Genomic DNA, 22,418 nt, shown 5'->3' with positions numbered 1-22,418 from the left:
CCCTGCACGCCCGCAGCCACTCCGCTATCATGCGCGGACTTCTGTGATGCGAGACCGCCATGCGCCGCCTGCTTTGTCTGTTACTGCTGATCTGTGCCCTGCCCGCCGTCGGCGCGAGCTTTCTGGAGAACAGATCGAGCACCACACTGGGCGGCGCAGCTGTCGACAACAGCAAGGATTTTCTGCCGGTGCGTCAGGCGTTTCAGTTGAACCTGAGCGACACCAGCCCAGAGTCCGTCAAGCTGCAGTTCGTCGCCACTGAAGGCTATTACCTGTATCGCCATCGCTTTCAGTTCCGCACCGAGCCCGCCGACATCGGCCTCGGCGCCGCGCAACTGCCAGACGGCGAAAAGAAGCACGATGAGTACTTTGGCGACGTTGAGGTCTATCACGGCATCCTCGACGTCACCCTGCCGCGCAAAACCGGAGACATGCGGCCCTTCACCCTTGTCGTCACCTATCAGGGCTGCGCGGACAAGGGCCTTTGCTACCCGCCGGAAACCGAGCGACTGAGCATCGACGGCGCGAGCCCTGCAAAGTCCGATACCCCCCTTGCCGGGAATGTCACCCACGCCGAGTTCAGCTGGAAACAACTGGCGCTGTTTTTCCTCGCCGGCGTCGGCCTGACGTTCACGCCGTGCGTATTGCCGATGCTGCCGATCCTCTCCGGCGTGGTCCTGCGCGGGCAGATCGGCGGGTTGCGCGGGTTCTCTTTGGCCTTGGCCTACGTGCTGCCGATGGCGCTCTGCTTCGCGATCCTTGGCGCAGTGATGGGCATGTTCGGCGCCAGCCTCAATCTGCAGGCGCGATTGCAATCGGCGTGGGTGCTCGTGCCGTTCGCCGGTTTTTTCGCGCTGTTCGCCGTGGCCATGTTCGGTGCGTTCGAGCTGCGCCTGCCCCGCGCGCTCAATGACCGACTGGACCGCATCGCCGGCAATACCCAGGGCGGGTCTTTGTGGGGCGCGGCGGTTCTGGGCGTGGTTTCAAGCCTGCTGGTCTCCCCCTGTGTCTCGGCACCACTGGCCGGCGCGCTGCTTTATATAAGCGCCAGCGGCGATGCCCTGGGCGGGGCCTTGAAGCTGTTGGCTCTGGGCCTGGGCATGGGCGCGCCGCTGGTGCTGGTGGCGACGGGCGGGGCGGCGTGGCTGCCTAAAAGCGGGCCGTGGCTGGTGGCGGTCAAAAATGCCATCGGCGTGCTGTTGCTGGCCCTGGCCATCGGCTTGCTGAGCCGGGTGATTCCGGGGCAAGCCACGCTACTGTTGATCGGCCTGCTGTGGGCCGGCGTTGCGTTGTTCCTCGGTGCATTGGAGTTCGGCGAAAAGACCACGCGGGGCCGCCTCGCTCAATTGCTTGGCTTGTTCTTGCTGGTTTACGCCCTTGCCTGCTGGTACGGCGCTTTCAGCGGGCAGACCGATCCGCTGCGTCCGCTGGGTCAATCCCGGCTCGATTCAGGCCCTGCCCAACCGGCCTCGGAAAGCCGCTGGCAGACCGTGACCCAGGCCAGCGAGCTGGACCGGATCCTTGAAGCGTCCAAAAGCGCCGGCCAACCCGTGCTGGTCGACTGGTACGCCGACTGGTGCATCAGCTGCAAGGTTATCGAGCACGAGGTACTGCCAGATCCAAAAGTCGTCAGCCAACTGGGGGCCTTCAAGCTGATCCGCTTTGACATGACGGACAGTAATGCCGAACAACGCGCATTGCTCGATCGCTACAAACTGTTTGGCCCTCCCGCGCTGCTGTTTTTCGGAAAAAACGGCAACGAGCTGGAAAACGCACGCGTCGTCGGCGAAATCGACGTCGAAGCGTTCTCAGAGCGGCTTTCTAGAGCAAATGACCAAATCTAGCGCCATGGTCACAAACTTCGCGCGAACATCGGGCATCGTGCTGAATATTGTGGGTAACTGGACAGTCCATCGTACTTTCCGGCATAGTCGCTGCCCATCAGCGGCTCACTCTGTACGTGAGCGTCGAAAACGCGAACAACAAGGAACACTCGATGGCGACCTTTCTGGTTCTTCACGGACCTAACCTGAACCTGCTGGGGACCCGTGAACCGGGGATCTATGGCTCGATCACGTTGGCCGATATCAACCAGGATCTGGAACAGCGTGCGCGCGAAGCCGGTCACCACCTGATGTACCTGCAGAGCAACGCTGAGTACGAGCTGATCGATCGCATCCACGCTGCACGCGATGAAGGCGTGGACTTCATTCTGATCAATCCGGCTGCTTTTACGCACACAAGCGTCGCGATACGTGACGCGCTGCTGGGAGTGAGCATCCCATTCATCGAAGTGCACCTGTCAAACGTGCACAAGCGCGAACCTTTCCGCCATCACTCCTACTTTTCAGATGTTGCTGTAGGCGTGATCTGCGGCCTTGGCGCCAGCGGTTACCGACTGGCCCTGGAGGCCGCCCTGGAACAATTGGCCAAGCGTTCGGAGGCGTGAACGGCACAGTCCCGTACTGAGCCAGACCGCCGGAACCGGCTACCAAATCCCCCTGACCGTCCCTTGGGAGTTGATGATTAATGGATATCCGTAAAGTCAAGAAACTGATCGAACTGCTGGAAGAGTCCGGCATCGACGAACTGGAGATCCGTGAAGGCGAAGAATCCGTACGGATCAGCCGTCACAGCAAGACTCCAGCACAGCAGTACTACGCGCCTGCCCCGGTTGCCGCTCCGGCACCTGCCCCGGCTGCAGCCCCAGTGGCCGCAGCCGCCGAAGCACCCTCTGCTCCGAAGCTCAACGGCACTGTCGTCAAGTCGCCAATGGTCGGCACCTTCTACCGCACTCCGGCGCCTGGCTCGCCAGCGTTCGTTGAAGTCGGCAAGACCGTCAAGAAAGGCGACACCATCTGCATCGTTGAAGCGATGAAAATGATGAACCACATCGAAGCTGAAGTCAGCGGCACGATCGAATCCATCCTGGTAGAAAACGGTCAGCCGGTTGAGTATGACCAGCCGCTGTTCACCATCGTTTGAACCGGGGAGAGCCTGCGATGTTGGAAAAAGTCCTGATCGCCAACCGCGGCGAAATCGCCTTGCGCATCTTGCGTGCCTGTAAAGAACTGGGCATCAAGACCGTCGCGGTCCATTCCACGGCAGACCGTGAGCTGATGCACCTTGGCCTGGCAGACGAAACTGTCTGTATCGGCCCGGCGCCAGCCAACCTGTCGTACCTGAACATTCCGGCCATTATTTCGGCTGCAGAGCTGACCGGCGCCACGGCGATTCACCCGGGCTACGGTTTCCTCGCGGAAAACGCAGACTTTGCCGAGCAGGTCGAGAAATCCGGCTTCGCGTTCATCGGCCCTAAAGCCGAAACCATTCGCCTGATGGGCGACAAGGTTTCCGCCAAAGACGCCATGAAGCTTGCCAACGTGCCAACCGTTCCCGGTTCCGACGGCCCGCTGCCGGAAGACGAAGAGATCGCGCTGCGCATTGGCCGTGAAGTCGGCTACCCAGTGATCATCAAGGCCGCTGGCGGCGGCGGTGGTCGCGGCATGCGCGTGGTGCACAAGGAAGAAGACCTGATCGAAGCGGCCAAGCAGACCCGTGCTGAAGCGGCTGCCTGGTTCAGCAACCCGATGGTCTATCTCGAGAAGTACCTGACCAACCCACGTCACGTGGAAGTCCAGGTCATTTCCGACGGTCAGGGCCAGGCGATCCATCTGGGCGACCGCGACTGTTCGCTGCAGCGTCGTCACCAGAAGGTTCTGGAAGAAGCGCCTGCACCGTTCATCGACGAGCAAGCCCGCAAGGACGTGTTCGCGGCCTGTGTCAAAGCGTGCATCGACATCGGCTACCGTGGTGCTGGCACGTTCGAGTTCCTGTACGAGAACGGCCGTTTCTACTTCATCGAAATGAACACCCGTGTTCAGGTGGAGCACCCGGTTTCGGAAATGGTCACCGGTATCGACATCGTCAAGGAGATGCTCAGCATCGCCGCCGGCAACAAACTGTCGTACACCCAGGATGACGTGGTCATTACCGGGCATTCGCTGGAGTGCCGGATCAACGCAGAGGATCCGAAGACTTTTGTCCCGAGTCCGGGCCTGGTCAAGCATTTCCACGCGCCAGGCGGCAATGGCGTGCGTGTGGATTCGCACCTGTACAGCGGCTACAAGGTTCCGTCCAACTACGACTCGTTGATCGGCAAGCTGATCACCTGGGGCGCGACCCGCGAAGAAGCCATGGCGCGCATGCGTAACGCCCTGGATGAAATCGTGGTCGACGGGATCAAGACCAACATCCCGCTGCACCGTGATTTGACCCGTGATGAAGGCTTCTGCGAAGGCGGCGTCAACATTCACTACCTGGAACACAAACTGGCCGCTGACAAGCATTGATCTGCCAGTAAGTGCTACAGACCAACAAAGCCGCTCTCGAGCGGCTTTGTTGTTTTCGGGGCGTGCGATCTGGTTGTGGGGTGCGGCATTCAGTGGGACCGGCTTTAGCCGGGAAGAGGCCGGTCCGATCGCCATCAGGGTTGCGGTGTGAACACGGACGCCTTCCCGGCTAAAGCCGGTCCTACCGATTAACCGCCCCGCCAGAATCACACGCACGCCACAGATCGCGACACCCACTTTGTTGTTTCCCCACGAACCCCGTAAACTTGCCGGTCTTTCGTGGCCGTCGGCCGCCTTTCAATTTTTCAACTCGAAGGTCACCCGCCATGCCTTGGCTGCAAGTCCGTCTCGCCATTAGCCCCGAACAAGCCGAAACCTACGAAGACGCCCTGCTCGAAGTCGGCGCCGTATCGGTGACGTTCATGGACGCTGAAGACCAGCCGATCTTCGAGCCAGAGCTGAACACCACGCCGCTGTGGTCGCACACGCACCTGCTGGCGCTGTTCGAAGCCGACACCGATGCCGATCACGTCCTCGCTCACCTGAGATTGCTCACCGACGCCGAGCTGCCGGAACACACCCATGAAGTGATCGAAGATCAGGACTGGGAACGCAGCTGGATGGACAACTTCAACCCGATGCGCTTCGGCCAGGGGTTGTGGATCGTGCCGAGCTGGCATGCCGCGCCGGAGCCGGACGCCGTCAATCTGTTGCTCGACCCGGGCCTCGCATTCGGCACGGGTACTCATCCGACCACCGCGCTGTGCCTCGAGTGGCTCGACGGCCAGGACCTCGCCGGCTGCAACGTGCTGGACTTCGGCTGCGGCTCCGGCATTCTCGCCATCGCCGCACTGCTGCTGGGCGCTGAACAAGCCGTCGGCACCGACATCGACGTCCAGGCCCTGGAAGCGTCGCGCGACAATGCCGGCCGCAACAATGTCCCGGCCGAGAAATTCCCGCTGTATTTGCCTGAAGACCTGCCCCAGGTGCCGGCCGATGTGCTGGTGGCCAACATCCTCGCAGGCCCGCTGGTTGCTCTGGCGCCGCAGCTGGCGAGCCTGGTCAAACCCGGTGGCCGTCTGGCGCTGTCCGGTATCCTTGCCGAGCAAGGCGATGAAGTCGCTGCCGCGTACGCTGACACCTTCGAGCTGGACCCGATCGCCAACCGCGAGGGCTGGGTACGGATCACCGGTCGTCGCCGCTGACAGCCAGTTGCCCTAAGATCCAACCATCAGGCGCTCTTTAACCCCGGATACCCGCATGACCGACAGCTTCGTCACTCAGTGCCCGCATTGCCAGACCAGTTTCCGCGTCAGTCACGCCCAGTTGAGCGTGGCCCGAGGCATGGTGCGCTGTGGCTCATGCCTGCAGGTGTTCAACGCCGCGAAGCAACTGCTGGAACAACGCGCCGATGCAACGCCGGAAACGCCGTTGCCTTCCGCGCCGAACATCGAAAGCGTGGAGAAGACGCTGGAAATCCTCGCGCCACAATCCCTCGTCGTGACACAGCCAGCGCCGTTGCCGGTCAAGCGTGAAGAGCGTGAGGTGGACCTGGACAGCCTTGATCTGGACGATCTCGATGTCGAGCTGGCCCGTCTCGAACAGCGCGAGATTCAGCTGCCCGAGTCCTTCGGGCGTGTCAGCAAGGCGCGCGATCACGACGAAGTCGAGTCCTTCAGCGCCCGACGCGATGAGCCTGACGTCGCGCAGGAGTCGTGGGCCCACGGCATGAGTCACGAGGATGTCGACCGATTGCCCGAACTGCGCGCCGAAGTCGTCGAGGAACGCGAAGCGCATACCGATCACACGATAGACGAAGGCCCGCTGGACGAGCCCATCAATCAGCAGGAACGCCATCGCACCGAGCCTTCATTCTCGCTGAGCCCGGACGATCTGGGCGACGAACCCGATCACCCCCACTCGCTCAAGCCTCACGCCGACCCCGACGATGAGTCGTCCTCGGAACGCTTCTCCGCTCTGGACACCCACGAGCATCAGGATCGCCTCAGCGCCCGTGACGATGATGATGATGGGGACGATGAGCCTCCGCACGCCGCTGCCGACAAGCGTGGCGGCCGTAACGAACCGGGCCTGCGGGACAGGGCGCTGGTCGACCTGACGGATGACCCGCTGCAGTTGTCCTGGCAGAAACCCAAGCCACGCTGGGGACGGCGTCTGCTGTGGATGCTATTGATCCTGGTTGGGCTGGGCGCACTGGCCGGCCAATACATTGCGTACCACTTCGAAGAGCTGGCGCGACAGGATCAATATCGCCCCATTTTTATGGAGCTGTGCCCGTCCCTCGGCTGCAAGGTCCCGTCCAAGGTTGATATCAAACTGCTCAAGAGCAGCAACCTTGTCGTGCGCAGCCACCCCGAGTTTCAGGGCGCGCTGGTCGTCGACGCGATCATCTATAACCGTGCGTCATTCTCCCAGCCGTTCCCGCTGCTCGAACTACGCTTTGCCGATGCGACGGGTCAACTGATCGCCAGCCGTCGATTCAAACCGGGCGAGTACCTGAGCGGCGAGCTGGCGGGCAAGGACGAAATGCCACCCCAGACGCCGATTCACATCGCCCTAGACGTCCTCGACCCGGGCCCCAAGGCGGCCAATTACAGCCTGAGCTTCCGTTCGCCGGAGTGAAAACCCAGGCGCAGCGGGTTTGTCCGCACCGAAATGCAGCACCTTGCAAGGGACGGGATGCCCGAAATCCGACGACACTTTTATGACAATACCGGCCTAAACCTAACCGTTCGCGTTAAGAACGGAACTGTTCAGATTTTATCCAATTCAGCCTTTATCCAGTCATCGAGAGCGGGTATCATGCCCACCCTTTTTCATACTCTGGGTCCCGTCTGAATTGGCGCTGAAGCACTTTTCGGACCAGACCTCGTGATTCGGCCCCACAACAGGTCACCCTATGTCGGCGGTACGCATCGGCCCTTACACATTGCAAAACGGCTTGATTCTCGCCCCGATGGCGGGTGTCACTGACCAGCCATTCCGACAACTCTGTCGCCAGCTCGGCGCAGGCCTGGTGGTCTCGGAAATGGTCACCAGCGACATGAGCCTCTGGAACAGCCGCAAGTCGCGGTTGCGCATGATTCACGAAGGCGATCCCGAGCCACGCTCGGTACAGATCGCTGGCGGGGACCCGCAGATGCTTGCGGACGCAGCACGCGCCAACGTCGAACTCGGCGCGCAGATCATCGACATCAACATGGGTTGCCCGGCAAAAAAGGTCTGCAACAAGGCCGCTGGCTCAGCGTTGTTGAAAGATGAACAGTTAGTGACCGAAATCCTGCACGCGGTGGTCGCGGCAGTCGAGGTACCGGTCACGCTGAAGATTCGCACCGGCTGGGACCGGGCGAACAAGAATGGTCTGACCGTCGCCAGAATTGCCGAACAAGCCGGCATTCAGGCGCTGGCGGTGCACGGGCGAACCCGTGCCGATCTCTACACCGGTGAAGCCGAGTACGACACCATCGCCGCCATCAAGCAGGCGGTGTCCATCCCGGTGTTTGCCAACGGCGACATCGATTCACCGGAAAAGGCCCGCTACGTCCTCGACGCAACCGGCGCCGACGGGCTGTTGATTGGCCGGGCCGCCCAGGGGCGCCCATGGATTTTTCGCGAGATAGAACACTACCTGCAGACCGGGGAAAAACTTCCAGGCCTGCCCGTCAGTGAAGTGGAACGCATTCTGCTAGAGCATCTGGCTGCGCTTCACACCTTCTATGGCGACGTGATGGGCGTGCGAATCGCCCGCAAACACGTCGGCTGGTACCTCGCAACGTTGCCGGGCGCCAAGGAGTTTCGCGCCCTTTTCAACCGTTTGGAAGATACAGAAGCACAGTGCGCCAACGTTCGGGAGTTCTTTTCCCAGCGCGATAAATCCCTCCCAGCAGGGAACGAAGAAGAGGTGGCCGCATGACGATGATGACTGAGACTTTAGTGAGTGGAACAACACCCGTGAGCGACAACGTCAATTTGAAACAACACCTCAATACGCCAAGCGAAGAGGGTCAGACCCTGCGCGGAAGCGTCGAGAAGGCGTTGCACAACTACTTCGCTCATCTGGAAGGTGCGGCCGTCACTGATGTCTACAACCTGGTGCTCTCGGAAGTCGAGGCGCCGTTGCTCGAGTGCGTGATGAACTACGTCAAGGGCAACCAGACCAAAGCCTCCGAGATGCTGGGGCTGAATCGCGGCACCCTGCGCAAGAAACTCAAGCAGTACGACCTGCTGTAAGCATCCGAAAAACAAGCGACCTCACCTCAATGCGGTCGTTTTTTTTGCAAAATTCTTTTGCTTTTGATGGAAGTTGAGATGACCGACCAGACGACCCGCCTGCCGATCCGCCGCGCCTTGATCAGCGTATCCGACAAGACCGGTATCCTTGAATTTGCGCGTGAACTCCAAGCCCTCGGTGTCGAGATCCTCTCCACCGGTGGTACGTTCAAGCTGCTCAAGGACAACGGCGTTGCAGCGGTAGAAGTCGCCGACTACACCGGCTTCGCTGAAATGATGGATGGCCGGGTCAAGACACTGCACCCGAAAATCCACGGCGGCATCCTGGGTCGTCGCGGCATCGACGACACCATCATGAGCGAACATGGCATCAAGCCGATCGACCTGGTCGCCGTGAATCTCTATCCGTTCGAAGCCACCGTTTCCAAGCCGGGCTGCGACCTGCCGACCGCCATCGAGAACATCGATATCGGCGGCCCGACCATGGTTCGCTCCGCCGCTAAAAACCATAAAGACGTCGCCATCGTCGTCAACGCCAGCGATTACACGAACGTGCTGGAAAGCCTCAAGGCCGGCGGCCTGACTTACGCGCAGCGCTTCGACCTGATGCTCAAGGCTTTCGAGCACACTGCGGCCTACGACGGCATGATCGCCAACTACTTGGGCAGCGTTGACCAGTCCGCTGACACCCTGAGCACCGAAGGCCGCAGCGCATTCCCGCGCACCTTCAACAGCCAGTTCATCAAAGCGCAGGAAATGCGCTACGGCGAGAACCCGCACCAGAGCGCGGCGTTCTACGTTGAAGCCAAGCCTGCCGAAGTCGGCATTGCGACCGCGACCCAACTGCAAGGCAAAGAGCTTTCCTACAACAACGTCGCCGATACCGACGCGGCGCTTGAGTGCGTGAAGAGCTTCGTCAAGCCTGCCTGCGTGATCGTCAAGCACGCCAACCCGTGCGGCGTTGCAGTAAGCCTGGATACAGAAGGCGGCATTCGTCAGGCCTACGAACTGGCCTATGCCACCGATAGCGAATCGGCGTTCGGCGGCATCATCGCCTTCAACCGTGAGCTGGATGCCGAGACGGCCAAGGCCATCGTTGAGCGCCAGTTCGTCGAAGTGATCATCGCCCCGAGCGTCAGCGCTGAAGCCCAGGCCATCATTGCCAGCAAAGCCAACGTGCGTTTGTTGACCAGCGGCCAGTGGGACGCAGAGCGCGCGCCGGCCTGGGATTACAAGCGAGTCAACGGTGGCTTGCTGGTGCAGAGCCGCGACATCGGCATGATCGGCGCAGACGACTTGAAAGTGGTCACCCAACGCGCGCCGACCGAGCAGGAAGTTCACGACCTGATCTTCGCCTGGAAGGTCGCCAAGTACGTGAAGTCCAACGCCATCGTTTACGCCAAGAACCGGCAGACCATCGGCGTCGGCGCAGGCCAGATGAGCCGGGTGAACTCTGCCCGCATCGCGGCGATCAAGGCCGAACACGCCGGTTTGCAGGTGCAGGGCGCTGTCATGGCCTCCGATGCGTTCTTCCCGTTCAGGGACGGCATCGACAACGCGGCCAAGGTTGGCATCACGGCAGTGATCCAGCCAGGCGGCTCGATGCGTGACGCCGAAGTGATTGCAGCAGCGGACGAAGCGGGTATCGCGATGGTATTCACCGGCATGCGCCATTTCAGGCACTGAGTGCAGCGGCAAGCATCAAGCTGCAAGCGGTAAGTAAAAGCAGAGTCACGTCGCTTTACTCGCCCTTGCAGTCTTATTAATTCAGAGCAATGAGCCGTGATTAAGAGTTGTGCTATTCGCTTTTACTTGCCGCTTGTAGCTTGCAGCTTCTCCGAAGGAGTCTTTCTTTGAATATTTTGATCATTGGCAGCGGTGGCCGTGAACACGCTCTGGCCTGGAAAGTCGCGCAGGACGCTCGTGTCGAGAAAGTCTTCGTCGCTCCCGGCAATGCCGGCACCGCCACTGAAGCCAAGTGTGAAAACGTCGCCATCGACGTGCTGGCGCTGGAGCAACTGGCTGACTTCGCCGAGAAGAACGTCGCGCTGACCATCGTCGGCCCGGAAGTGCCGTTGGTCGCCGGTGTTGTCGACCTGTTCCGCGCCCGTGGCCTGAAGTGCTTCGGCCCGACCAAGGACGCCGCACAGCTGGAAGGCTCCAAGGCATTCACCAAGGACTTCCTCGCGCGCCACAACATTCCCTCTGCCGACTACCAGAACTTCACTGAAATCGAACCGGCGCTGGCGTACCTGCAAGAGAAAGGTGCACCGATCGTCATCAAGGCCGACGGCCTGGCGGCGGGCAAAGGCGTGATCGTCGCGATGACCCTCGCAGAAGCAGAAGACGCCGTGCGCGACATGCTGGCCGGCAATGCTTTCGGCGACGCCGGTTCGCGCGTGGTGATCGAGGAATTCCTCGACGGCGAAGAAGCCAGCTTCATCGTCATGGTCGACGGCAAGAACGTACTGCCCATGGCCACCAGTCAAGACCACAAACGCGTCGGCGATGGCGACAGCGGCCCGAACACCGGCGGCATGGGTGCGTATTCCCCGGCCCCGGTGGTCACCGCCGAGGTTCACCAGCGCGTGATGGATCAAGTCATATGGCCGACCGTCCGGGGCATGGCCGCCGAGGGGAACATTTACACCGGTTTCCTCTATGCTGGTCTGATGATCGACAAGGCTGGCAATCCGAAAGTCATCGAATTCAACTGCCGTTTTGGCGATCCGGAAACCCAGCCTGTCATGCTGCGCCTGCAGTCGAGCCTGGTGACCCTGGTTGAAGCCGCTCTGGCGCAAACGCTGGATACGGTGGATGCTCAGTGGGACCCGCGTCCGAGTCTGGGAATCGTACTGGCAGCCGGCGGCTATCCGGCCGACTACGCCAAGGGCGACGAGATTCACGGGCTGGACGCTGCGGCCGCGTTGCCGGGCAAAGTGTTCCACGCTGGCACTGCGTTGCAGGATGACCGTATCGTGACCTCCAGCGGTCGCGTGCTGTGCGCGACAGCGCTGGGCGACAGCGTTGGCGATGCGCAGAAACAAGCGTACGAGCTGGCTGCAAAGATTGACTGGAAAGGTTGTTTCTACCGCACGGACATCGGCTATCGCGCCATTGCCCGGGAACGCGGCGAAGATCTGGCGTGAGCCTCGGCCCGATCGGCGATTCCTCGTTGAGTCGCTGATCGGGCATCCGGTGCCCCAGAGTTAAACAGGCTTCATTCACGAAGGGATTTCGCCGTGCGCTGGCTCAGGATTGCCACTCGTTTGACCGTCACATTGCTGACCCTGCTCTGTATAACTTCGGCGGCCGCCGAGGTCGGTGCAGGCTGGTCAACCCTTGTCGACGATCAGGCAAACCTAAACCTCAGCGACATTCGCTCCCCCCATTACGAATCCCAATTCAGCCCGGTCGAACTCGACAAGGTGCGCGCGACCAATCGCGACGCCGCGCTGTGGCTGCACTACCGCCTGCCCCCGGCCACCCATGAACAACTGGTGCGGATCTTCGCGCCTGACCTGGCGACGGTCGACATGTACGTGCTCGACGGCGACAGCCTGATCGATCATTCGCGCTCCGGTAACCGGGTGCCGCGCGAAGCCCAACCCCTGCCGTCACTGGATTTCCTGCTGCCGGTGCCCCACAGCGACAAGCCGCTCGACCTGTATTTGCGCCTCAAGTCCGAGCAGGAGCTGCGCCCTAACATCACGCTGCAGTCCGCCGTCACCAGCGCCGCCGACGAGCGCCGCCCCCTGCTGCTCGGCCTGTTCTTCGGCTCGCTGGCCATGCTGATCGTGCAGAACCTCACGCGCTTCGCCCAGTCTCGCTCGATCAGCAGCTTGTGGCTGGCAGCGTGCGAGGCGTTTCTGGGGCTGAGTGCGCTGTTGCTGCTCAACCTTCAGGCGCCGTGGCTGCCGCGCTGGCATCTGGCGCAGACGCCGAGCGCTCACCTCGCCCTGCTCCTCGCCGCCGCGACCGGGCTGATGTACACCTACTGTTTCTTCGTTCAGCGCGGCGTCGAGATGCTCAATCGGCTGCTGATGGGCGTGCTGCTGGTGGTGGGCTTTGGTGCGCTCCTGGTGCTGTTCGTTGACACCCTGCCGCTGAACATCATGACGTTCCTGCTGGTGGCATTGACCACGGTCAGCATCACCCTCGTGTCGATATACCACCTGCAGAAGGGCTACTCCCCTGCCCGGCCGTTCGTGATCGCCATGATCGCGTTCAATCTCGGCAACCTCGTGGTACTGCCGGCCATGCTCTGGCTGACGAGTATTCCCGCGCAGACGCTGATCATCGGGGTGTTGGCGGTGTTTTGCCTGTGCGGCCTGCTGATGAGCATCGCCCTCAGCGAGCGTCATCGCAGCATCACTGAAGACAACTTCAGCATCAGCCGCGAACTCGCCGCCAGCACAGCGGAGATCAACGCCAAGGCCGAGTTTCTGGCGAAGATCAGCCACGAGATCCGCACCCCCATGAACGGCGTTCTGGGGATGACCGAGCTGCTGCTGGGCACGCCGCTGTCGGTCAAGCAGCGCGATTACGTGCAGACCATCCACAGTGCCGGCAACGAACTGCTGACCCTGATCAACGAGATCCTCGATATCACCAAGCTGGAGTCCGGTCAGATCGAGCTGGACGACGTACAGTTCGATCTCAATGCGATGATCGAGGACTGCCTGAGCATCTTCCGCGCCAAGGCCGAACAGCAAAGTGTCGAGCTGATCAGCTTCATTCAGCCCCAGGTGCCGCGCGTCATCAGCAGTGACCCGACACGCCTGCGGCAGACGCTGCTCAGCTTGCTGGAGAACGCCTTAAAGAAGACCGACGAGGGCGAGATCCTGTTGGTCGTCGCCCTCGACTCCCGCGGCGGCAAGCCACGACTGCGCATCGCCGTTCAGGACAGCGGCACGCCGCTGACGCCCAACGAGCGCGACGCGCTGCTGCACGCCGAATTGCACAGCAAGAATTTCCTGGCGGCCAGCAAGGTGGGCGGTCACTTGGGGCTGGTCATCGCCCGGCAGCTCATTCTGTTGATGAGCGGCGAGTTCGGCATTCAGAGCGGCACCAATCAGGGCAGCACGCTGTGGCTGAGTCTGCCCCTTGATGCACAACGACTGGAGCAGCCCCCCGCCGATCTGGACAGCCCGCTAAAAGGCGCGCGGGTTCTGGTGGTCGACGACAACGATACCTGCCGCAAGGTGCTGGTCCAGCAGTGCAGCGCGTGGGGGCTCAACGTCAGCGCCGTGCCATCGGGCAAAGAGGCGCTGGCGCTGCTGCGCACCAAGGCTCACCTGCGCGACTATTTCGATATCGTCCTGCTCGACCAGAACATGCCCGGCATGACCGGCATGCAACTGGCCGCCAAGATCAAGGAAGACCCGAGCCTGAACCACGACATTCTGTTGATCATGCTCACCGGCATCAGCAACGCGCCGAGCAAGATCATCGCGCGCAATGCCGGGGTTAAACGCATCCTCGCCAAACCGGTCGCCGGGTACACGCTGAAGACCACGCTGGCGGACGAGCTCAATCAGCGCAACATAGGCAATGCGCCCTTTTCTGCAGTCGCCGGGGCGATCGGCGATATCGACGTGCCCAGCGACTTCCGCATTCTGGTTGCCGAAGACAACAGCATTTCCACCAAGGTCATTCGTGGCATGCTCGGCAAGCTCAACCTGCAGCCGGACACGGCCAGCAATGGCGAAGAGGCGCTGCTGGCGATGAAGACCCGGCGCTATGACCTGGTGCTGATGGACTGCGAAATGCCGATCCTCGACGGGTTCTCGGCGACGCAGCAGTTCCGCGCCTGGGAAACCGGAAACCAGCGCATTCGCACCCCTGTGGTGGCATTGACCGCGCACATTCTGGCGGAGCACAAGGATCGCGCGCGACAGTCCGGCATGGACGGGCACATGTCCAAGCCGGTAGAGATGTCGCAGTTACGCGATCTGGTCGAATACTGGGTGGAGCAACGTGCCCGGGATGACGCGACCCGCGCCACCCGCGGCGAAGACCGTTACGAGCAAAACTGACCGCCAGGTGGCCGTTACAGGCTGATAGACTTGGCGCCGTCCCAGTCTGCCGCCATGAGCTCAAACCATGCTTCACGTGCTGTTCAGCGTTTACCTGAAGATGCTGGTGCTCTATAGCCCGTTCTTCGTCCTGTCCTGTTTCATTTCCCTGAGCCGCGGTTATTCGCGCAAGGAACGCCGACGCCTGGCGTGGAAGATCGCCTTCGCGACGCTGGTGTCCAGCGTCTTGCTGTACTTGTTCGGGCGGGTGATTTTCGGTGTGTTCGGCATTACCGCCGACGCCTTCCGTATTGGTGCCGGCAGCGTGCTGTTCATCTCCGCGCTGGCCATGGCGCAGGGCAAATCCGGCGTGCAGACCGACAACGTCCAGCAGGACGTTGCCATCGTACCGCTGACCATCCCTATCACCGTCGGCCCCGGCACCATCGGCGCACTGCTTGTAATGGGCATCAGCCAGCCGCACTGGGATGACAAACTCACGGCCATCGTCAGCATCGCGCTGGCCAGCCTGACCGTCGGCGTCATCCTCTATCTGTCCAACAGCATCGAGCGGATTCTCGGCGATCAAGGCCTGCAGATTGTCAGCCGGTTAATGGGATTGTTTGTGTGCGCGCTCGCCGCCCAAATCATTTTCACGGGCATCAAGGGCTACCTGCTGACCTGATGGGCGCTCAGATCGCAAAGGTCTGAATCGCCCGTGCGCCATGGCCGTCCAGCTCCCTGGCAACGGCATCTCGGTGTCTGGCGTAGTCGGTGCGGTCAAAACGGTAGACCCCTCCGGTGATGCGCAATGTCAGCTCACTGCGTGATTCAGACCAGAAGTCGAAATCCCTCGTCTCGACGTTGCCGGTCATCTGGATGCCGCACAGCAGCACCATCACATTGCCCGCAGAGTCCGTCGCGCACGGAATGACCTGAAAGCCGGCGATGACGCTGTTGGCGTTGATGCTCTCAAAAAAATGCGTCGCATAACGATGGATGCGCATGGACTGAAGCGACGCCTTCGCCTGCCGCGCCAACCGAGCGGAGCCGCGTGATTCGATAACACTGAAGCTGATTTCCTCCAGTTCCGACGCGCTCCCGATCACCATTGGTTCATGAATGATCGGGCTCAGTTTCCTGAAACTTCGTTGCTCCAGTGCCGTGCCATACCGGTATGCCCAGTAGGTGAAATGTTCATCCCGACTGACCTTACCCGCCACTCGCTCGGCTCGCAGCAGGCAGTCGAACAGGTCCTCGCGGTCCTGCCTCTTGATACCGGCAGACAGTGAGACCAGACCATTGCCGACTACCGCGCCTGTCGCGCTCATGCGTCAGCTCCCGCCAACGCGCACACCAGGCTGGGGCGACGACCCTCCAGCGCCTGGCTGACGTTTTTGCGCAGGGGCGTGTAGACCAGGTCCATGAGTCGCAGGGAATAGAAGCGCAGATCGATATTGCCGACGATATCGTGGGGCTGCAGCGTCTCGAACACAAAGTCGTCTTTCAGCGCAGTTCGGTGCGTGAAGCTCACGAGCGCAACGGACAGCCCTGCGTTCAGGTTCAGAAAGCCGAACTGTAGCACCACCTTCTGGCCTTTTTGCACGTCGCCTGTATCCCTCGGCACTAAAGGCCCGAGCGCCTGGCGGGCCAGCAGGTCGACTGCTGGCTGATTGGGTCGGCTGGAAACAGAACGCCAGAGGGCCGACTCACTGTCAGACAGCATGTCGTTGGGCATGAAAATCGGCCACTTGCTCTTCAACCATCCCCACACCGAGCCGGGCCCGAGTTCCAGCGCCGGGCAACTCAACGTCTCATGGGTGTTCAGCGCCCAGCCGAAACGGATGAAAGCAGCGAGCCATGTGTCGTTCCAGGCAGAGGTGGCGGTAAAGCGAGCGTGTTTCTTGGTCGCCGCAAGCTGCGTGTACAGCACGCAATCGGCGGCGTCACTTTTCTGTAAGTCAGCACAGGCACTGTGCGTGAACAGCAGGCACCCTGCGCTGACCTGCGTTTCGATCATTCCCTGATGCATGGGCACATCTCCTTGAGAAGGAGGCGACGGGCGCCTCCCCCTATCTGATTAGATCTGGAATTCCTCGATGGCGGCTGAGGCGCTCTTGTTCAAACGCTGCTGGATCTGTGTACGCAGTGCCGCATAGACGCGTGTGTTCAACACCAGATGGTTCTCACCCCGGAAAGCTTGCACTTCAGCACTGTTCCATTCCCAAAAGAGGACGTTGGTGACAGCCGAATCGGTGGAGAAATTCACCGCACCCATCGCCAGGTTGACAGTGCCGTCGCTGGATTCAGTACAAGCGCCGATGCGGAAATTCGCGCCACGGTGGGTCTTGGTCTGACGCTCGAAAATTCGCAGCGGTTTTTCCTGGGCTTTCAGCGCGGCGACGGCATCACCGGCGACCTTCAGCATGGCGACGGACGCAGGCCCGGGCAGTGCGGCGGCGGCGATAGCGGAAGAGATGATCTCCAGCCCTGCTTGCTCCATGCTGAATCGACGGTGCGTCGAGTAATAGCGGCTGTACCTCCAGTTGGTGGAAAACCAGCCCAGCGTCGTCAACACCTTGTTGTATTGCTGGTACCACTGCTCGCTCTGCTTCTCCGGGTTGAACGCTTTGTTGGCGACCAGCGTGGCGAACAGAAGGGAGTCAATGACGTCGTCTTTGTTCTGCCGCGAAACGCCTTCGGCGAAGGCCAGCAGGTTGCCCGCCGCAACGGCACCTTGGCTTGGGTCGTCCGGGAGATCCGGAACAGCGTTATCCATTGCGGAGAAGTGCTCGATCAACGAGTGGGTGCAGTTGGCCATCTGGCACTGGTCGATGAAAGCACTGCGTTCGGCGTCGGTCATGCTTGTTTCATGTTTCATTCGTTAATCCTTTAACTGGCAGGTAAGTCCGTCGTGGACACCTCCGAGATTAACGAACATTGCCCGCCGCGCCACCCAAGGATTGGTAGCCGGGTTCGGCACATTCAGGCACCTATTCCTACAAAGCGACGGCACCGCTACTGGCCATGGCGAGAGCTAAACATCAAGCAAAGCAAGCGGTTGGCAGGCGCTTTGCGCAGGGCAACGGCAGTGGACGACGCGCCCAGTCGTCCACCGGCTGGCGTTTCTACACGCGGCTGGATAGGTTTCGCCATCGACCGGCTGATAGGCCTGCGTCAGCTATGAGACAAATCCCACAGCACGAACCGAACAGTCACTCACGCCGGCTTGGCACCATACCACCGCGGCGTGTAGACCCACGGCTGGCCATTGGCGCGAGGGAATACGCAGGTCAGCGACGACCCCACCAGCACCATTGTGCGCATGTCGACTTGCTCCGGCGTCAGCTCGCCGAGGGTGATGACCCGTAACGTCTGGGCGGGCCGGCCGATGTCGCGCCCCAGGGTGACCGGGGTGTCAGGGCCTCGATGCTGGCGGACGATTTCCAGGGCGCGCCCCAACTGCCAGGGCCGGGAGCGCGAGATCGGGTTGTAGAACGCCAGCGCCAGATCGGCCTGGCAGGCAAGGTCCAGCCGCTTCTCGATGATCTCCCACGGCTTGAGGTTGTCCGACAGGGACATGACGCAGAAGTCGTGGCCCAACGGGGCACCCGCCAGCGCGGCGGTTGCCAGCGAAGCCGACACGCCCGGCAGGATGTGCAGATCCACCCGGTGCCAGTCGGAATTGTCCGACTCATGCAGCGCTTCCAGCACCGCCGCCGCCATGGCGAAGACGCCGGGATCACCCGAAGAAACCACTACCACCGAGCGCCCTTCAGCGGCCAGCTCGAATGCATGGCGGGCGCGCAGCATTTCTTCGCGGTTGTCGGTGCAGTGCAGCACCTGGTCTGCGCGGAACGGCCCGGCCATACGCACATAAGTTTCGTAGCCCAGCACATCGTTGGCGCGCGCCAGCTCGGCTTTAACGGCGGGAATCATGAAGTCGGTAGCGCCCGGGCCGAGGCCGATCACCGCCAGCCGCCCCCGTGCACAGCCAATCTGCTGAACCTCCAGCGGCTGCGGCGCGACAGCAATGGCGATGCCCGCCGCCGGGGTGAGCGGTGGCAACAGTTGTGGCAATACCTGCTGGGTCATTTCCGCAGGGGTACCGGCGGCGGTGAAACGCAACGGTACGCCCAGTGATTCGGCAGCCGCGTGCAGCGCCGGACTGGCCATCTCGGCCTTGCTGGCCAGTAAACAACCCAGCGCCTGCACGGCAATGCGCGAATCGTGGAGCGCGCTTTTTACCGCCTCGGCGGGATCGGCCAGATCACCGCTCAGCGCCACCAGCACATTGCGCGGATAGATCAGCAGCTCGTGATCGCTGGGCTCGCGCTCGGCGTAACCCACGTGGATCGCCAGCTGCGCCTGATCATCCTCAGGCAACTGCGCCTGGGCCAACCAGGGCGCCGCGCCCTCGACACGCACGCTTTCGCCCGACAGCAAGTCGCTGACGAAGCGCTTGCCCAGCTCCAGGTCGCCGAGCGCGTAACCGGCTGGAGGGTTAAGCAGGCAGGTGCCGAAGCGCAACTCGCCACTGGTGGTGATAGCTGCTGCGGTGTTCAGCGCGGCGGCCACTTCCCGGGCCATGACGTTGACGCCACCCAGTCCGCCCAGCAGCGGCACTACTGCGTTGCCATCCTCGGCAACGGCGAGCACCGGCGGCTCGACGCCCTTCTCCAGCAACACCGGCGCCAACGTGCGAATGACGATGCCCGCTGCGCACAGCGCGATGATCGGCGTGTCTTGCTGATACAGCTGACGCAGTGTCGCGCCAAACTCCGAGTAGCTGCGGTCGGCCTCTTCGACGCGCCCGGCCAGCCCGTAAATCAGCGATTGGGGGTACAGCTGCTGGATACGTCGCGCCGTCGCCAGCGCGCCTTTGCCCAGGATGACAATCGCCGGAGCCTTGATGCTGGTCGTGACCATCAGCCTTGCCACCGTTCGCCGGGGACAATGATCAGCGAGAAATACGGCGACGACATCGGGTCAACCTCGGCCAGCGGCACGATCTTCTGATTGGCCATGGTCGCGCGCTCGACGTACAGCGCGCGCTCCGCCAAGCCGGTTTCCATCAGCACCTGACGCACTTTCGGCAGGTTGCGCCCCAGCTTCATGATCACCGCAGCGTCGGCATCCTGAAGCTTGCGTTTGAGTTCCTCGGCGGACAACACGCCAGACAGCACCGACAGGCTCTGATTGCGGTACACCAGCGGCGCGCCCAGCACCGACGCGCCGCCGAGCATCGAGCAGACACCGGGAATCACTTCGGCTTCGTAGCGATCGGACAGACGATCGTGGAGGTACATGTAAGACCCGTAGAACATCGGGTCGCCTTCGCAGATCACCGCCACGTCGCGTCCGGCGTCCAGATGCGCCGCCACATCGGCGCTGCTGCGGTCGTAGAAATCGCTGATCACTTGCTCGTAAGACAGGTGAACGGGCAAAGCCTCGGTGGTCACCGGGTACACCAGCGGCATCAGCGTCTGAGCCTGCTGCAGATGGCCTTCGATGATGCCGAACGCGTTGCCTTTCTTGCCCTTGGCGACAAAGTACGCGACCACCGGCGACTCGCGCAGCAGGCGCAGCGCCTTGACGGTAATGAGTTCCGGATCACCCGGCCCCACGCCCAGGCCAATCAGACGACCGCGGGGTGCCATCATTCGATCTCCGTGGCGAGTGAGTTGACCGCCGCCGCCGCCATGGCACTGCCGCCGCGACGGCCCTGCATGATCACGTAAGGCACGCCGCGACTGTCGGCAGCCAGCATGTCCTTGGATTCAGCGGCGCCGACGAAGCCCACCGGGAAACCCAGGATCAACGCGGGTTTCGGCGCGCCGGCGTCGAGCATTTCCAGCAGATAGAACAGCGCGGTCGGCGCGTTGCCGATCACCACAACCGCGCCTTCCAGATGCGGGCGCCACAGCTCCAGCGCAGCGGCCGAGCGAGTGTTGCCCAGCTCCCGCGCCATCTCGGGCACGCGTTCGTTCTTCAGGGTGCAGATCACTGGGTTGTTGGCGGGCAGGCGAGTGCGCGTGACGCCTTCGGCGACCATGTGTGCGTCACACAGAATCGGCGCACCGGCGGCCAGCGCGCGGCGACCTGCCGTGCCCGCGCCCGGCGAGAAGCGCAGGCCTTCGACCGCATCGACCATGCCGCAGGCATGAATCACCCGTACGGCGAGTTTTTCCAGGTCGGCCGGGATGGAATCGAGCCGGGCTTCGGCACGAATGATCGCGAAGGAGTTACGGTAGATCTCCTGGCCGTCGCGGATGTAATCAATCATCGGTGTTGCTCCGTGAGTCGGCGGTCAACAACGCGCCGACTGCTTCAATAGTGAGGTCACGTGCATGCAGATCGCCGAACCCGGCCTTTTCTGCATGACGAAAATAAAGGTCGTAACGACCGGGCGACGCTGCCAGCAGGGTCACCGGTGCCACATGGGCAGCAGCACACGAACGCGCGCAGCCGGATAGGTGCACCGCGCGGCTGATGGCGTTTTCTTGCAGCAATGCGGCCAGACGCAGCCCGTCGGCCTTGGTGTCAGCCAGCCCTTTAGCGCAGGCAGCGGAGCCGGTGCAGGCGACGATTTTCGACAGTGCTTGAGCGGCATCGACGAGCAGGCCCGCCCGACCCAAGCTATCCACTGCGAGCGCTGACTTTTCCGCCGGGACATTGCGCAGCGTCAGGCTTTGCCACGGTGTCATGCACAGCTGGCCGTCGCCACACGCAATCGCCAATCGCGCGGCTTCACGCAACATGGACGGCCGCAGACGCCCCAACGGCACGCCTGCGCCCACGGCCACAACGCCGGCTGTTGCCTGGGCGTACGTGCCGATGTGCGCAAAAGAGCGGATCGGTTCGCGCCGCCAGCTGGTTACTTTTTGATCAGCCACGAGTGACTGCGGCAAACGCGCGGCGACGTGTTCGAGGAATCGGTGCACGGGCGTTTCTTTCAGCAGATCGCGCATGCGCGCCTGATCGGGCCGAGCGAGATCCAGAAAGGTTTCCAGCACCGCGACCACCCATGCGTGCGCTGCTTCCGGCGCCACTGCAGCCACCGGTGAGTCGGTCGCCGGACAGCCCGCCAGCCCGAAACCCAGTAGCGTCCGGCCATCGACCTGCAACGCTGACAGCCAGACGTCATGGGGATGCTCGAGCATCGCCAACCCCTCGCCGCCGTCCAGCGACAAGGCAAATTTGGGCGACAGCTCATGGAAACGCGGGTGGTGCTCAAGGGTATGCAGGATCTGCCCGGCCAGCGGACGCACGTCCAGCAGTTGCTGCGGATCGATGCCTGCGGTCGGGCTGAGCATCAGATTGCGTACGTCGTCACCGGCCGGATTGCTTGGCCCCAGACCGGCATCGAGCAGGCAGGCGATCAGCCCGTCATGGTTGGCGCCTATACCGCGAATCTGCAGATTGCCGCGATTGGTCGCCTCGATCACACCGCCGGCGAACCCCTCAGCAGCATCCGCCACGGCCAGCGCCTGATCCGCTGAAAGCACCCCGCCCGGCAGCTTGATCCGGCAGATGCCGCCATCCAGCGCCGGGACGATACGCAACAACCCCGGACAAGCCGAGGGGCGAATGGGCGTAGCGGAGGGGCGAGCGGACAACGGCTCGGTCAATGGATCACCTGGTGCGAATGGGCGGACGCAAAGAGAAACGAAAAGTTACAGGGGCCGCATTATGCCTGCTTTGGCCGCTGCCATGAAAAGACGCTCTGTCGGATTCACAAAGCCATACGAACCGGCCCCGTCGGCGCGGTATCATGCCGGCCACTTTCACAGGCCGA

At 62.0% G+C, this 22,418-nt stretch carries 19 protein-coding genes; 12 read left to right on the top strand and 7 right to left on the bottom strand.

Annotation, left to right across the window (positions count from 1 at the left end):
- Positions 1–59: 59 nt before the first annotated feature.
- The 12 genes from SLW75_RS25270 to SLW75_RS25215 all read left to right on the top strand — a co-directional run bounded on the left by SLW75_RS25270 (position 60) and on the right by SLW75_RS25215 (position 15,305).
- Complete coding sequence (locus tag SLW75_RS25270; RefSeq protein ID WP_410935742.1) at positions 60–1,844, top strand: protein-disulfide reductase DsbD; 1,785 nt, start codon at positions 60–62, stop codon at positions 1,842–1,844.
- 152 nt (positions 1,845–1,996) lie between these two features.
- A complete protein-coding gene (gene aroQ, locus SLW75_RS25265; RefSeq protein ID WP_065987726.1) occupies positions 1,997–2,449 on the top strand; it encodes a type II 3-dehydroquinate dehydratase in 453 nt (150 codons plus the stop codon).
- 80 nt (positions 2,450–2,529) lie between these two features.
- A complete protein-coding gene (accB, locus tag SLW75_RS25260; protein ID WP_065987727.1) occupies positions 2,530–2,985 on the top strand; it encodes an acetyl-CoA carboxylase biotin carboxyl carrier protein in 456 nt (151 codons plus the stop codon).
- A 17-nt stretch (positions 2,986–3,002) separates the two neighbouring features.
- The gene (gene accC / locus SLW75_RS25255) at positions 3,003–4,352 is read left to right on the top strand and encodes an acetyl-CoA carboxylase biotin carboxylase subunit (protein ID WP_065987728.1); all 1,350 of its coding nucleotides are present in this window, start codon (positions 3,003–3,005) and stop codon (positions 4,350–4,352) included.
- 326 nt (positions 4,353–4,678) lie between these two features.
- Positions 4,679–5,557 carry a 50S ribosomal protein L11 methyltransferase gene (gene prmA / locus SLW75_RS25250; protein ID WP_410935741.1) on the top strand — a complete coding sequence of 293 codons (879 nt, stop codon included), beginning with the start codon at positions 4,679–4,681 and terminating at the stop codon, positions 5,555–5,557.
- 55 nt (positions 5,558–5,612) lie between these two features.
- Positions 5,613–6,995, top strand: a complete 1,383-nt coding sequence (locus tag SLW75_RS25245) for a DUF3426 domain-containing protein (RefSeq protein WP_410935740.1) — start codon at positions 5,613–5,615, stop codon at positions 6,993–6,995.
- Between the two features lie 277 nt (positions 6,996–7,272).
- The gene (dusB, locus tag SLW75_RS25240) at positions 7,273–8,286 is read left to right on the top strand and encodes a tRNA dihydrouridine synthase DusB (RefSeq protein ID WP_369319127.1); all 1,014 of its coding nucleotides are present in this window, start codon (positions 7,273–7,275) and stop codon (positions 8,284–8,286) included.
- Entirely contained in the window at positions 8,283–8,603 is a 321-nt protein-coding gene (fis, locus tag SLW75_RS25235; RefSeq protein ID WP_015093301.1) for a DNA-binding transcriptional regulator Fis, read from the top strand. The genes dusB and fis overlap by 4 nt, the downstream gene beginning before the upstream one ends.
- A gap of 78 nt (positions 8,604–8,681) precedes the next feature.
- A complete protein-coding gene (purH, locus tag SLW75_RS25230; RefSeq protein ID WP_410935739.1) occupies positions 8,682–10,289 on the top strand; it encodes a bifunctional phosphoribosylaminoimidazolecarboxamide formyltransferase/IMP cyclohydrolase in 1,608 nt (535 codons plus the stop codon).
- A 167-nt stretch (positions 10,290–10,456) separates the two neighbouring features.
- Complete coding sequence (gene purD, locus SLW75_RS25225; RefSeq protein WP_410935738.1) at positions 10,457–11,752, top strand: phosphoribosylamine--glycine ligase; 1,296 nt, start codon at positions 10,457–10,459, stop codon at positions 11,750–11,752.
- 93 nt (positions 11,753–11,845) lie between these two features.
- Positions 11,846–14,641 carry a response regulator gene (locus SLW75_RS25220; RefSeq protein ID WP_410935737.1) on the top strand — a complete coding sequence of 932 codons (2,796 nt, stop codon included), beginning with the start codon at positions 11,846–11,848 and terminating at the stop codon, positions 14,639–14,641.
- A 67-nt stretch (positions 14,642–14,708) separates the two neighbouring features.
- A complete protein-coding gene (locus SLW75_RS25215) occupies positions 14,709–15,305 on the top strand; it encodes a MarC family protein (protein ID WP_065987735.1) in 597 nt (198 codons plus the stop codon).
- A gap of 7 nt (positions 15,306–15,312) precedes the next feature.
- Here the strand turns inward: SLW75_RS25215 and SLW75_RS25210 are convergent, their stop codons facing one another.
- The 7 genes from SLW75_RS25210 to cobG form a co-directional block, all read right to left on the bottom strand.
- Entirely contained in the window at positions 15,313–15,951 is a 639-nt protein-coding gene (locus SLW75_RS25210; RefSeq protein WP_192133234.1) for a hypothetical protein, read from the bottom strand.
- A complete protein-coding gene (locus tag SLW75_RS25205) occupies positions 15,948–16,652 on the bottom strand; it encodes a hypothetical protein (protein WP_410929677.1) in 705 nt (234 codons plus the stop codon). The genes SLW75_RS25210 and SLW75_RS25205 overlap by 4 nt, the downstream gene beginning before the upstream one ends.
- Positions 16,653–16,700: 48 nt before the next feature.
- A complete protein-coding gene (locus tag SLW75_RS25200; protein WP_065987738.1) occupies positions 16,701–17,501 on the bottom strand; it encodes a hypothetical protein in 801 nt (266 codons plus the stop codon).
- Positions 17,502–17,839: 338 nt separating this feature from the next.
- Positions 17,840–19,549 (bottom strand): precorrin-3B C(17)-methyltransferase, encoded by a 1,710-nt coding sequence (gene cobJ / locus SLW75_RS25195; RefSeq protein ID WP_410935736.1) that lies wholly within the window; start codon positions 19,547–19,549, stop codon positions 17,840–17,842.
- Entirely contained in the window at positions 19,549–20,280 is a 732-nt protein-coding gene (locus SLW75_RS25190; protein WP_296307670.1) for a precorrin-2 C(20)-methyltransferase, read from the bottom strand. The genes cobJ and SLW75_RS25190 overlap by 1 nt, the downstream gene beginning before the upstream one ends.
- Positions 20,280–20,906 (bottom strand): precorrin-8X methylmutase, encoded by a 627-nt coding sequence (locus SLW75_RS25185; RefSeq protein WP_065987740.1) that lies wholly within the window; start codon positions 20,904–20,906, stop codon positions 20,280–20,282. Before SLW75_RS25185 ends, SLW75_RS25190 begins: the two co-directional genes overlap by 1 nt.
- On the bottom strand, positions 20,899–22,251 hold the full coding sequence (cobG, locus tag SLW75_RS25180; protein ID WP_410935735.1) for a precorrin-3B synthase: 1,353 nt from the start codon (positions 22,249–22,251) through the stop codon (positions 20,899–20,901). Before cobG ends, SLW75_RS25185 begins: the two co-directional genes overlap by 8 nt.
- Positions 22,252–22,418 lie beyond the last annotated feature (167 nt).

It is taken from the genome of Pseudomonas sp. W5-01 (genome assembly GCF_046540435.1).
GTDB classification, from domain to species: domain Bacteria; phylum Pseudomonadota; class Gammaproteobacteria; order Pseudomonadales; family Pseudomonadaceae; genus Aquipseudomonas; species Aquipseudomonas graminis_B.
This window is presented reverse-complemented; position numbering and strand designations above follow the sequence as displayed.

Coding starts and splice junctions, on each gene's coding strand:
- dusB (WP_369319127.1), top strand. CDS start 7,273: ATGTCGGCGGTACGCATCGGCCCTTACACATTGCAAAACGGCTTGATT.
- accB (WP_065987727.1), top strand. CDS start 2,530: ATGGATATCCGTAAAGTCAAGAAACTGATCGAACTGCTGGAAGAGTCC.
- SLW75_RS25190 (WP_296307670.1), bottom strand. CDS start 20,280: ATGGCACCCCGCGGTCGTCTGATTGGCCTGGGCGTGGGGCCGGGTGAT.
- purH (WP_410935739.1), top strand. CDS start 8,682: ATGACCGACCAGACGACCCGCCTGCCGATCCGCCGCGCCTTGATCAGC.
- prmA (WP_410935741.1), top strand. CDS start 4,679: ATGCCTTGGCTGCAAGTCCGTCTCGCCATTAGCCCCGAACAAGCCGAA.
- cobJ (WP_410935736.1), bottom strand. CDS start 19,549: ATGGTCACGACCAGCATCAAGGCTCCGGCGATTGTCATCCTGGGCAAA.
- SLW75_RS25210 (WP_192133234.1), bottom strand. CDS start 15,951: ATGAGCGCGACAGGCGCGGTAGTCGGCAATGGTCTGGTCTCACTGTCT.
- SLW75_RS25200 (WP_065987738.1), bottom strand. CDS start 17,501: ATGAAACATGAAACAAGCATGACCGACGCCGAACGCAGTGCTTTCATC.
- SLW75_RS25245 (WP_410935740.1), top strand. CDS start 5,613: ATGACCGACAGCTTCGTCACTCAGTGCCCGCATTGCCAGACCAGTTTC.
- SLW75_RS25205 (WP_410929677.1), bottom strand. CDS start 16,652: ATGCATCAGGGAATGATCGAAACGCAGGTCAGCGCAGGGTGCCTGCTG.
- SLW75_RS25215 (WP_065987735.1), top strand. CDS start 14,709: ATGCTTCACGTGCTGTTCAGCGTTTACCTGAAGATGCTGGTGCTCTAT.
- accC (WP_065987728.1), top strand. CDS start 3,003: ATGTTGGAAAAAGTCCTGATCGCCAACCGCGGCGAAATCGCCTTGCGC.
- fis (WP_015093301.1), top strand. CDS start 8,283: ATGACGATGATGACTGAGACTTTAGTGAGTGGAACAACACCCGTGAGC.
- SLW75_RS25185 (WP_065987740.1), bottom strand. CDS start 20,906: ATGATTGATTACATCCGCGACGGCCAGGAGATCTACCGTAACTCCTTC.
- SLW75_RS25270 (WP_410935742.1), top strand. CDS start 60: ATGCGCCGCCTGCTTTGTCTGTTACTGCTGATCTGTGCCCTGCCCGCC.
- aroQ (WP_065987726.1), top strand. CDS start 1,997: ATGGCGACCTTTCTGGTTCTTCACGGACCTAACCTGAACCTGCTGGGG.